A 12,278-nucleotide genomic window follows, 5' to 3' on the forward strand; every position below is an offset into this window, starting at 1 on the left:
AAATAATTAAATTTTTATTGATTAAAATGTTAAGTTTAAGCCTACTGCCCAAGTTCTAGAAAAAGGATAAATACTCTGTGAACTTTCTCCAAATTCAGGATCATAACCATCTTTAACACTTGTAAATTCAAAAAGATCGCTTCCTGATACATAAACTCTAAATTTATCTAGGCTTAACTTACCAGTTAACGATTTTGGCAAAGTATATCCTAAAACCACATTCTTTAAGCGGATGTATTTATTATTCTGTAATGCAAAATCATTATTAGCCCAATTATAAGCCGCTCTATTGGAATTAGTTGTCATTCTCGGGTAAGATGCTTGTGTATTATCAGCAGTCCAGGTTTGATTTAAATAAGCTGTAGTTTGATTTGTCCATACTCTGTAAAAAGGATAAGCCATAAAGCCTGTTCTTAATACATTTTGTTCTAAAACACCCTGAAAGAATGCCGTAAAATCGAAGGCTTTATAGCTTGCCCCTAAGTTAATACCGTAAACATAATGTGGTGCGGCATCACCCATATACTTAACATCTCCAGAATCTCCAACTCCACCCACGTCATCTATATAGCCATTACCATCTAAATCAACTTTTCTGGTATCTCCAATACGTAATCTTTGATTAGCATCAGATGCTACAGGAAGTTCTCCCTGATTTACCGAAGTATAAGTTGCATAATAAGCATCTACTTCAGCTTGTGTTTGAAATAATCCATCGGTTTGATATAAAAAGTAAGAATTTAAAGGGAAGCCTTCTCTTGTAGCAACTTTACCTGCTTGAAATGCAGTTGCCCCTTCCATTTTTACTAAAGTATTATTATTATCAGACATATTTAAGGAAATATTATAAGAAAAATCACCTTTTGTATCTTTCCATCCTAAAATAGCCTCCCATCCTGTGGTTTCAAGATTGCCACTATTTGATTTAGGTGCAGTTCCACCTAAAACACTTGGATAAATAATATTAACTAGCATACCTGTATTCTCTTTTTTGTACACCTCAAAAGTTCCTGTTAGTTTATTTTTAAGAACCCCAAACTCTACAGCAATATTTTTTATTTTAACCTGTTCCCATGTACGTGTAGCACTAGTTAAACCTCCTACTCTAGCTATATTTTGATATGCTGGAGTTGAACCAAAAGGTAACGATCCTAATGAAATACTAGATAGATAATCATACAACCCTATTCCTACTTGATTACCAGAAGTACCATAACTACCTCTTAACTTTAAATAGTTAATAGCAGTATCTTTTAAAAAATTCTCTTCAGAAATTAACCAACCTGCAGTAACACTACCAAAATTGGTATATTTATAATTTTCTGCAAATCTTGAAGATCCATCTCTGCGCCCAACTAACTCTAATAAATACTTGCCATTATAGTCATAATTAAATCTTGAAAGTGTAGAATAAATACCCCAATGACCAGCACCTCCTCTATTAGTAACATTATCAACTGGTGCTACATTTAAATCATAAACACCGAAATCTTGAATTCCTGAACGTTCAGCATGCAATAATTGATCTTCTTGTAATTCAGCTGTTAAGCCTGCCATAAACGCAAAATTATGTCCTCCATTAGAATATTTATAATTTAAAAATCCTCCATAATTTTGATACGTTCTATCTCTAGTCTCTGCTATTATGAGTGATGTTGGATTAATTCTTTCTGCTGACACTTCACCATTCCATGTATAAGGCTGTACCGTTAACCTATATTCATCTAGTCTACCAGTTAATTTGTTAAACGATGCATTAGCCGTAAAATCTAAACCGTCTATAATTTCATATTTAAGATTTAAACTTAATTTTGTAAGATCTTCAGAAAAATCTTTTCTACCTCCATCTGTGGTAGCAGCTGTTGAGTTTCTATTTCCAGCAATATTAAAGTTTGCATACCATTGCCCATAAGGGTTTAAAGCTGGGAAAAATGGTGGATCATAAGAACCCGCAGTTGCATCAAGACCCGTAGATGGACCAGATGTTTTTGTACGTTGGTAAGTTATACCACTCTGTAATGACAACTTTTCTGAGATATCATAATCATAATTAAAACGAATATTATGTTGTTTTGTCCCATCATATGCAGTTTTTAAAGCTCCTTCTGTATCTGCAACACCTGCAGACATTCTATATCTTGTGTTATCTGTACTACCCGATACACTAACTGTGTGCTGATAAGACGAACTATTTCCAAAAAGCTCATCAAAACGATTTGCTTTTCCAATAAAGATATCTCCCCAAAAAGGAGTAGTATAAATACCTTCTTCACCATTTTGCATACGCTCTAAGTTTGCTTTAGAAGCCCATCCCCAATAATCATTTGTTCCATCTTCACCAACTGCTTGCAACCATAACGTAGCATATTCTTCCATACTTGGTGTTGGTGGTTTAATACCTATGGTATTATATCTAAAGCTTCCATTATACTCAACTTTCATTTTACCCTTACCTCTTTTTGTAGTAACAAGAATAACTCCATTTGCAGCTCTAGAACCGTAAATAGATGCCGAACCATCTTTAAGTATACTTATAGAGGCTATATCATCTGGATTCATTTGATAAAACTCTCTATTATCAATTACTGCAGCTCCATCTATAATAACTAGCGGGCTGCCGCCATTTACAGATGTTGCACCTCTAATTTGCAACTCTACACCTTCATTTCCTGGACGCGGAGACGATTTTGAAACTGACAAACCAGGTGTTTGACCTTGTAATGCTAATGCAGGGTTTGTAATAGCTCTATCTTCAAAGACATCCGATTTGATTTGTTCAATAGCACCAGTAAGCGTTTCCTTTTTAGCAGCACCATATCCTACAACTACAACTTCATCAAGTGCAGCAATATCCTCAACTAATGAAATATTAATTGTCTTTTGGCTACCAACCTTAATCTCAACCGTTTTAAATCCTAAGTAAGTGATAACTATTACTGATTCTGAAGATGGCACATTTAAACTATAATTACCATCAAAATCAGTAACTGCTCCTATTGAAGTACCTTTTACCGTAACATTTACCCCAGGAAGAGGAAGATTATCAGCAGCAGATACAACTTTACCTTTTATTGCTATATTCTGAATCTCATCTATATTCAATATGGATGTATTTACAGTATTTGCATGTAATTGGGCTGAAAAGCCGCAAATCAGAAGTGCCATCGCCAATATGGTTTCTGATAAGAATTTCAGTTTTACCTGATTATTTTTTAATTCACTCATAAAATTGTCATTTAAAATATTTGTATTTAGTTAGCTTTTTTCGGACAATAAAAAACTAATATTAATTAGTTGATTTACTGTCTGTGTTTTTCGATAATAAAAACTGTCTTTTTCGTCTTAATAAAAATAATTTGATTCGTACTTTTTTTTCATATTTAAAATTGTTTAGTTGTTTTTTTATTTAACAAAAAATTAACCTTTATAAAAAGTTCATAATTCATTATCCAATTTTATAACTAAATGAAGAAAAGAAGTGTAAATTAGAATTCAATTTTGATTATTTATAACCCATTTTAGCTATAAACAATAGTGTAAGTCACTGAAAAAGGCTTATTTGTGATTATCTTTGAGTTTTTGTTCAATATATTCAGTTGGTGTTAAACCGAATAATTCTTTGAAGGTTTTACTAAAATAAGCTGTTGAATTAAAACCTGACATATGGGTAATTTCCTTTATAGATAATTCATTTTTCAATAAAAGTTCAGAAGCATACTTTAAGCGAATTGTTCTAATAAAATTGCTTGGATTTTGCCCAGTTATAGAGTTTATTTTTCTATAAAACTGAGACCTTCCAATTCCAATTTCTTTTAATAAGTCTTCTAATTTATAATCCGTGTCTGAAATATTGTCAATAATAGCCTTGGTGGCTTTATCTAAAAAAGCTTCATCCAAACTATTTGAAGTAATCTCACTAGATGGTATAACACCTCCTATTGAAGCAAATCTATCTCTTAATCTTTTTTTTGCCTCTAATAAATTTTTAACCCTAGCTCTTAAAATATTTATGTTAAATGGTTTTGGCAAATACTCATCAGCACCTATACCATACCCCTCTATTTGATCTTCTTCTAGACTCCTTGCTGTTAACAATATAATAGGAATATGGCAAATTTCAATTTCAGTTTTAACTAAACGACATAACTCAAATCCATCCATCTTGGGCATCATAACATCACTAATTACCAAATCTGGTTGGTATTTTTTAATTTTTTCTAATCCATCGACACCATTAACAGCTTCAATTATTTTAAATGAATTACTAAACTCATAAACCAAATGCTTCCGTAATTCTTTATTATCTTCTACTACTAGTATAACTTGTTTTTTCTTTCCGTCGGAATTTGTTTCTATATCCCGTATTTGACTATCAATACTTTCGTTGTAAATTCCAATTTCATATTCGGTAGAATGCACGCTACTCAAATCGAATTCATTTATATATTTATTAGCTCCATCTATAAATTCACTATTTTCATTTGTAAGGTTTGTAGGAAGTAAAACAGTAAAAACAGTTCCTTCTTTATACTTACTTTCTACAAATATTTCCCCACCATGAATTTTCACAAGACCTTGAGTAATGTTTAAACCAATTCCCATCCCTGTTTTGGTATTTCCTGCATTTACAAATCTTCCAAAAACATCTTTGAGTTGATCATGTTTAAACCCAATACCTGTATCTTTAATTTCAATTTGAATAAATTCGTCAAACTTATTTTTATTTAAAATCTTTGAAAATAAATCTCTTTTATTTTCGTTGGGATTGGAAATAGAAAGTTTTACTGAACCACCTTCATTGGTATATTTGATGGCATTGGAAATTAAATTGGTGATAATTTTTTCAATTTTATCAGGATCAAAATTTATTGGTAATTCTTCTAATGTGGTTTTAAATTTAAATTTAATCCCTTTCGATTTTGCCAATCCTTCAAACAATTTAAAAACATCTTCTGTAAACTTGATTAAGTCTCCATGAACTAATTTTAGGGGTACTTTGCCCAAATCCATTTTTCTAAAATCTAATAATTGATTTACTAAGTAATACAATCTTCTTGCACTTCTTTGAAGAGTATATGCAGATGATTTAACAACTTCAGGATTATTAAATGATGCTATAATTTTTTCAACGGGATTTAAAATAAGTGTAAGCGGTGTTCTTAGTTCATGTGAAATATTTATAAAAAACTTTAACTTCATTTGATCTAGTTCATGCTCTTTTTCCTCTTTAATCATTTTCGTATAATAATGCATCCCAAGCCAAAATAGCACTGCTAAAAACAATATATAAAGAGAATAAGCCCACCATGTTTTCCAAGGCGGTGGCAATACACTAATTTTTATGTTTGAACTTTCTGAATTATCCCATTTACCATCAATAGAAGCTTTTACTTGAAACTCATACTCTCCTGGAGGGATACTAGAATAATTTGCCAATCTGTTATCTCCGGCACTAATAAAATCATCGTGAATACCTTTCATCCGATACATGTACTTAACACGATTTTGATTTTCATAATGAAATGCTACGAATTCAAAAGACAAATAGCCTTCATCATATTTTAGTTCAACTAAATCGGTATTTGCAATTGAAGCATTTAAAATAACTCTATTGTTTAACTTTTGTCCTGGCCTAACTAACTCGTTAAATAATTTAAATTTAGTAATAATTGGTTTAAGCTTCGCTGGCTTTTCAATAATGTCAATTGGGTTAAATAAGTTAAAACCATTTATTCCTCCAGCAAGTATTCTACCATCTTTTAATTTTTCAATGGATTTACTTTGAAATTCAATCCCTTGAACTCCATCTTGTACATTATAATTATAGAATTTACTTTCAGAAACATTTAATTTTGAAAGCCCTCCTTTGGTAGTAATCCATAAATTATTTTTATTACTTTCAGCTATTCCCAAAATTAAATTGTTTGGAAGACCATCTGCAGTTGAATATGATTTAATAAGCTTCAGATTGCTATCTAAATAATGCAAGGCAACATCGGTTCCTATCCATATATTACCTAAATGGTCTTCTGTAATGTAATTAACCCTAGTTCCTTGAATTGGTTTTTCTTTAAGTTCTTTAAAATCTATATTACTTGGAATGTAACTTGACAAATTATCTAACTCAACTACCGATAAGCCTAACGATGTACCAATTAAAAGGCGGTTTTTAGAATCTATAAATATGGAAAAGACCAAATTACTTATTAAACTATTATTTTCTCCTTGTACACTTTTATATTTATAAAATCGTTTTGTTTTATTATCAAATAAATTTAAACCTTCAGATTGTGTTCCCAACCATAGGCGCTTTTTAGAATCTTCAACGGCACACCACACCGTATTTTGAGCAATTGAATATAGATTATTAGGTTCATATTTATATTGTTCAGCTGTTTCAGAAGTTGGATTGAACTTACTTAAACCTCCATCCCATGTACACACCCATATAGATCCATCAAAGCTTTCCAAGAGATAAACAATTTTATTGGAACCTATTGACGATTTGTTATTAGGATTTGCTTTAAAATGCTTGAATGAATTTGCCTTTTCATTAAATAGGTTCAGCCCTCCTCCATCTGTACCAATCCAAATTCTTCCTTTACTATCTTGAAGCACGGACTGTGCTATTTTGGCGCTTAACCCTTTTACATTGTTAGATTCGTAAAAATAATGACCGAAAGATGATTTTGATAGAACCAACTTACTAATACCTTTGTTGTATGTAGCAATCCAAAAGATACCGTCTTCGTCTTCTATTACCTTAGATGGTTGGTTATTAGGAAGCGAAAAATTATTTAAAGGACTATGAATAATATGTTGTAAAAGCCCCTTTTTTTTATCATATAAATATATTCCGTCTCCATCAGTAGCAATCCAAATTATACCCTTTGAATCTTGATACATATGAAAAATTGGAATATTATTCTTAACTGGGTCTAATTGATGAAACACGTTGTTCTTTCTATCCCAAAAAACAAGCATCGATAAATTATTGCCTATCCAAAAATCACCTTCACTATCAACTAAAACACTTTTTGGAATATGATTAAGCTCGTAAGTATTTGGTATATCAATAATTACTCTAGAAAAAGTGTTCTTTTTAGAATTGTACTTATTTAAATAGTTCCCTTCTGTAACAGCCCAAATACCACCTTCCTTATCCTTTATTATTGTAGTGATATCATTATTATCAATCGTTTTAAGATTATCATTTAAATTAACATAATGAAACAAAACAGCATCCTCCCTATAATTACTAATTTTGTTAGGTAAACTTAATCTAACAACTCCATTTTTTGTTGCCACCCAAAGCATATGAGTTGCGTCATCATATAATAAGTCATTTACAATTTCACCTTGGTCTATAAGATTTGATGATTTATTATGAAGAGAAATTCTATGAAATTTTTCTTGCTTTTTATCAAAAAAATTTAATCCATTACTAGTTCCAACCCATAAAAACCCATTGGAATCTTCAACAATTGAGCTTATACGATTATTACTTATTGATGTAGAATCATTTAATGTTGGTCTATAAATCTCAAAACTATAACCATCATATCGGTTTAACCCATCGATAGTACCAAACCACATAAAACCCTCACTATCTTTAAATATTTCAAGACATGTACTACTAGAAATTCCTTCTGATGTGTCTAAGTTTTCAAATTTAAGATTTTGATATTGAGAATATACCTGCATATTAATCAACAATAACAGGAATAACATAATTTTTCTTTTAATCGATGTTAAAATCAAAAATTGATACATATAAATTTAGAATATAAAAACTGGAGTAATAAAACTAAACAATTGAATTTAAAAAATATTTTTCTTATCAAAGTTTAAACTTGCATAAATATAAAAATATTAAACTTTATATAATTACCCTGTACATTAAAACATATTAAAATGGTTTATAAATAATTAATATTGAGCTATAATTTACACCCAAAAGCATGCTTTATTTTTAATATTGAATATTGAATTAACCAAAAAATAATATTTTAAAATGTCAACAAACTTATTTGATTTAAAAGGTAAAATAGCTCTTATTACTGGAGGAGTACATGGATTAGGGATGGCAATGGCTAAAGGACTAGGTCAAGCTGGCGCAAAAATTGTAGTAAATGATTTATCACAAGATGCAATTAATAATGCTGTTGCAGAATACAAATTGGTTGGAATTGAGGCCTATGGGTATGTTTTTAATGTAACAGATGAAGTAGCTGTAATTGAAAACATCAAAAAAATAGAAACTGAAGTTGGTCCGATTGACATATTGGTTAACAACGCTGGTATAATAAAAAGAACTCCTATTATTGACATGGAAGTTGTAGATTTTGAGTCTGTAATTAAAGTAGACTTGATTAGTCCGTTTATTGTATCAAAAAATGTGGCTAAAGGAATGATTAAAAGAGGCGGTGGAAAAATTATTAATATTTGTTCAATGATGAGTGAATTAGGTAGAGATTCTGTAAGTGCTTATGCAGCTGCTAAGGGAGGCTTAAAAATGCTTACTCGCAGTATGGCTACTGAATGGGCCAAATTTAATATTCAATCTAATGGAATAGGGCCTGGCTATTTTGCCACAAGCCAAACAGCACCTATAAGGGTAGATGGCCATCCTTTTAATGAATTTATAATAAGCAGAACACCTGCAGGACGTTGGGGAGACCCAGAAGATTTACAAGGTGCTGCGATTTTTTTAAGCTCTAAAGCTAGCGATTATGTAAATGGCCATATCTTATATGTTGATGGAGGAATTTTAGCCACTATAGGAAAACCATCTAACGAAAATTAAAATCTGCCCCTCATACACCAAGAAAATAATTATGGGTAAGACACAAAAAATTGGCACCTATCGCTACAGAATTTTAGCTCTTTTAATGTTTGCAACCACTATAAATTACTTTGACAGAAGTATTATAGGTGTATTAGCTCCAACCTTACAAAAATTATTTGGATGGTCAAACAGTGACTATGCAGGAATAATAATTTGGTTTCAAATTGCCTATGCTATTGGAATGCTTGCTATGGGAGGTATTATTGATAAATTAGGAACCAAAAAGGGATATACACTTGCCATAGGTACCTGGAGTGTCTTTGGTATGTTACATGCAATTGTACCTGCTTCATTCAGTATTTTGGGATTTTCAATTGCACGCTTTGGACTTGGGATTGGAGAGTCTGGCAACTTTCCAGCAGCTCAAAAAACAGTTGCAGAGTGGTTTCCTAAAAAGGACAGAGCATTTGCTACAGGTTTATACAATGCCGCCACAAGTGTAGGTGCCATTTTAGCACCTTTTGTGGTTGGTTGGATTGTACATGAAAATGGGAAGAATTGGCAAATTCCATTTTTAATCACTGGAGGATTAAGCGCTATTTGGGTATTTTTATGGTTTCGTATTTACAACAAACCAGAAACACATTCAAAGCTAACCAAGGAAGAGTTAGATTATATACAAAGTGATTCAGAGATTGAAAATGAAGAAAAATTGCCATGGAACAAAGTTTTTCTCAAAAAAGAAACATGGGCATTTGCTTTAGCCAAAACAACCGATGCCGTTTGGTGGTTTTACTTATTTTGGGGAGCAAAATACTTATCCTTAACTTTTGAAGTTGATGTTAAAAATATAGGGCTTCCATTCTTTATAATTTACCTACTTGCTGACTTAGGTAGTATTTTCGGAGGATATTTATCTGGTTATTTTATTCGGAAAGGTTATGGAATTAATAAAGCAAGAAAGATTACCTTACTTAGTTGTGCTCTAATTATTTTACCTGTTGCTTCTGTAGCTATAACAGGAAATAAATGGTTAGCTATTGTGCTTATAGGAATTGGAGCTGCTGGACATCAAGCTTGGTCAGCGAATATATTCACGCTCGTCTCAGATATTTTTCCTAAAAAGGCTGTTGCCTCTGTAACTGGCATAGGTGGTATGTCAGGTGCAATTGCAGGAATTATTACATCATTTCTTTTAGGAAAAGCACTGGACTCGGCAGGTAAAGAAGGGTTTTTCTGGGCATTCTTAATTGCAGGATCATGTTATTTAATAATTCTTGGCTTAGTTCATATCTTAATACCTAAAATGACACCACTCGATAACAATTTAAATCATATTACCAAACCTTAAATTTAGAATTATTAATAAAGGACAGTTAGACTTTTGATGTTTAATCGTTGCCAAATTCTCACCATCAACTCTATAACAAATGTTTCCTGAACTTGAAATAAAAATAGGACACCTAAACAAGGGTTTTAAAGCGAATCAAATGATATCAAATAAAATTTAAACAATTGAAAATCATATAATTAACTTTTATCAATGTCCTTTTATACCTATTTCGTCGGGATGACAGGACTTTTTATGTATTTTCAAGTAGTTGTATAACAGCGTCTTAAATGATAATATCGGTAAAAATTCCCTTTTCAGACACCGATATAACAATGCAACTTTAAATGTGCTTTTTTATGTGTTTATACAAGCGCTAATTTATAAAAAAAATACATTTATAACAAATATCATTACTCTTTAGAAATTATTAATAAAAAAGTGATGCATAAACATCACTTTAATAAATCTCCTAATGTTTCAGTATTCATCTGATTATTAAAAAATATAATCAAATAAATCTTATTATTATTATTTTAATCTATTTTATCATATTTTATGTGTATTCCTAATATGTTTTCAATTATAATTTTTAGAAAGCTTCAATACGTGGCCGATTTTTTTCGACTTGGTCTATTAATTCCTGTTTGACCCTTATTTTTGAAGCATATTCAGGAAAAGCACCTACTATTGTTTTTATTTTATCGAAAACTGCCTTGCGTTTTTTAATATTAAATTTTTGACCAACGACCATCAAATCTTCATACGTTATATTGGTACGCTTATTATTTATCCGCATGTTATGGCCGTTAACCCATTCATTTTGGTTATCATATGAGTAACATAAATCGAAAGCCGGACTTAAGGACCAGGCTCCATTTTGGTTCATCATAAAAGAAAAGTTTTTGGTATGGTCATCACAGTTGTGAACCAACACATTGAACACCATTCTTCGGAAGATTTCCTCCATATCATTTTGTCCCAAACCAAGTCGTCTTGCAGCCATAAAATAGTGCTCATATGAATACTGGCCAACTTTATTATAATCTAGACCAAGCAGACCACATAAGGAGTGCACATGCAATTTATCACCATTGTCATCCCTATCAAACCTTCTAGTTAAAAAATGTAAATCTCTATACAGTGAACATTCTGACATTTGGATATCGCAATCCTTAGCCATTTGGGAATAGGCATATTCTAGCCTACCATAACCACTTGGTTCCTCTAATTTTGTTTTGTTAGCCCCGTCAATTTTAATTAAATAATAGCCATAATCTGAACCTAATGGTAATTGCCCCGATTTAATATTGCCGTTTTCCTTGTTTATAGCGATGAGTGCCTTAGCCCTAGCTCCTCCTGCTGAAGTTCCTATGTGTAATATTTGCAACAAGGCATCTTTGTCTTTAATATTAGTTTTTAAGGCTTCCTTTCCTTGGGTACTTAGCATGGAAATCTTCTCAATGTCCTCTAAAGAGATAGTATCTTCTATTTGCTTGATTTCGGTTGCAGGCCTAAACTCTAAAGCTCCCATACCTCTTTTACCTATGTACTGAAGTTTAGCAAATACATCTATATCATTTTCGGTAAGTCCTTTTTCAGTAAAGTAAGTGCGCAATAAATCGTTACCAAACTTATCTGGCAACGAATCATAAATCAAACCTGGTATCCCTTCTGTTTCTCTCCATTCGGCTTCGTTTATATAGATCCTTTTACCTTCCAGGGGTAAGTTAATTGGAGACAGTTCAAGACCAGTTTTAATAAATGCTGGATCATATTCGAACGCTATCCCTTCGGATGTTTTCACCAATGCCCCTACCCGTATGTCCCATATAAAAATTTCGATACCCATTAATTACTTGCTCTTTTACGTTTTTTCTTTTCCAATTCGATTAATTCCAAAGGGCTAATTACTGGTATTTCCGGAAATAGACCATCCAAATTGTTCAATAGTCTCAATGCCCTAAGCATCTCTATGAAACTCATCAATGTTATATTTTTTTTGCCAAGTTCAAAACCAATAATCGTACGTTCACTAACACCACTTTTATCTGATAATTCTTTAACGGTAAGATTACTGTTTAAACGGTGTTGTCTTAAGCCTTTTCCAAGTTCCTGTAGTATGTCCTCATTTAATAATATATTATAGTTCATATGTAA

The 12,278-nt window shown here is 31.7% G+C and carries 6 protein-coding genes; 2 read left to right on the top strand and 4 right to left on the bottom strand.

The features are described from left to right. Positions 1 to 21: 21 nt before the first annotated feature. Both ACFQ1R_RS13480 and ACFQ1R_RS13485 read right to left on the bottom strand, forming a co-directional pair. Positions 22 to 3,225 carry a SusC/RagA family TonB-linked outer membrane protein gene (locus tag ACFQ1R_RS13480; RefSeq protein WP_379926797.1) on the bottom strand — a complete coding sequence of 1,068 codons (3,204 nt, stop codon included), beginning with the start codon at positions 3,223 to 3,225 and terminating at the stop codon, positions 22 to 24. A 330-nt stretch (positions 3,226 to 3,555) separates the two neighbouring features. After that, positions 3,556 to 7,731, bottom strand: a complete 4,176-nt coding sequence (locus tag ACFQ1R_RS13485) for a hybrid sensor histidine kinase/response regulator transcription factor (RefSeq protein WP_379926798.1) — start codon at positions 7,729 to 7,731, stop codon at positions 3,556 to 3,558. Between the two features lie 283 nt (positions 7,732 to 8,014). Between ACFQ1R_RS13485 and ACFQ1R_RS13490 the strand changes: the two genes are divergently transcribed. Together ACFQ1R_RS13490 and ACFQ1R_RS13495 are read left to right on the top strand one after the other, a co-directional pair. Then, entirely contained in the window at positions 8,015 to 8,806 is a 792-nt protein-coding gene (locus ACFQ1R_RS13490; RefSeq protein WP_379926800.1) for a gluconate 5-dehydrogenase, read from the top strand. A gap of 31 nt (positions 8,807 to 8,837) precedes the next feature. Next, positions 8,838 to 10,139 (top strand): MFS transporter, encoded by a 1,302-nt coding sequence (locus tag ACFQ1R_RS13495; protein WP_379926801.1) that lies wholly within the window; start codon positions 8,838 to 8,840, stop codon positions 10,137 to 10,139. 571 nt (positions 10,140 to 10,710) lie between these two features. Here ACFQ1R_RS13495 and ACFQ1R_RS13500 read toward each other — a convergent pair. Together ACFQ1R_RS13500 and ACFQ1R_RS13505 are read right to left on the bottom strand one after the other, a co-directional pair. Further along, on the bottom strand, positions 10,711 to 11,970 hold the full coding sequence (locus ACFQ1R_RS13500) for a type II toxin-antitoxin system HipA family toxin (RefSeq protein WP_379926802.1): 1,260 nt from the start codon (positions 11,968 to 11,970) through the stop codon (positions 10,711 to 10,713). Then, positions 11,970 to 12,272 (bottom strand): helix-turn-helix domain-containing protein, encoded by a 303-nt coding sequence (locus tag ACFQ1R_RS13505; protein ID WP_379926803.1) that lies wholly within the window; start codon positions 12,270 to 12,272, stop codon positions 11,970 to 11,972. Before ACFQ1R_RS13505 ends, ACFQ1R_RS13500 begins: the two co-directional genes overlap by 1 nt. Positions 12,273 to 12,278 lie beyond the last annotated feature (6 nt).

This window comes from Mariniflexile jejuense (assembly GCF_042675665.1).
Taxonomy (GTDB): Bacteria; Bacteroidota; Bacteroidia; order Flavobacteriales; family Flavobacteriaceae; genus Mariniflexile; species Mariniflexile jejuense.

Bases quoted from the DNA above. Each gene is read 5' to 3' on its own strand.
- ACFQ1R_RS13480 (WP_379926797.1), bottom strand. From the start codon at position 3,225: ATGAGTGAATTAAAAAATAATCAGGTAAAACTGAAATTCTTATCAGAA.
- ACFQ1R_RS13485 (WP_379926798.1), bottom strand. From the start codon at position 7,731: ATGTTATTCCTGTTATTGTTGATTAATATGCAGGTATATTCTCAATAT.
- ACFQ1R_RS13490 (WP_379926800.1), top strand. From the start codon at position 8,015: ATGTCAACAAACTTATTTGATTTAAAAGGTAAAATAGCTCTTATTACT.
- ACFQ1R_RS13495 (WP_379926801.1), top strand. From the start codon at position 8,838: ATGGGTAAGACACAAAAAATTGGCACCTATCGCTACAGAATTTTAGCT.
- ACFQ1R_RS13500 (WP_379926802.1), bottom strand. From the start codon at position 11,970: ATGGGTATCGAAATTTTTATATGGGACATACGGGTAGGGGCATTGGTG.
- ACFQ1R_RS13505 (WP_379926803.1), bottom strand. From the start codon at position 12,272: ATGAACTATAATATATTATTAAATGAGGACATACTACAGGAACTTGGA.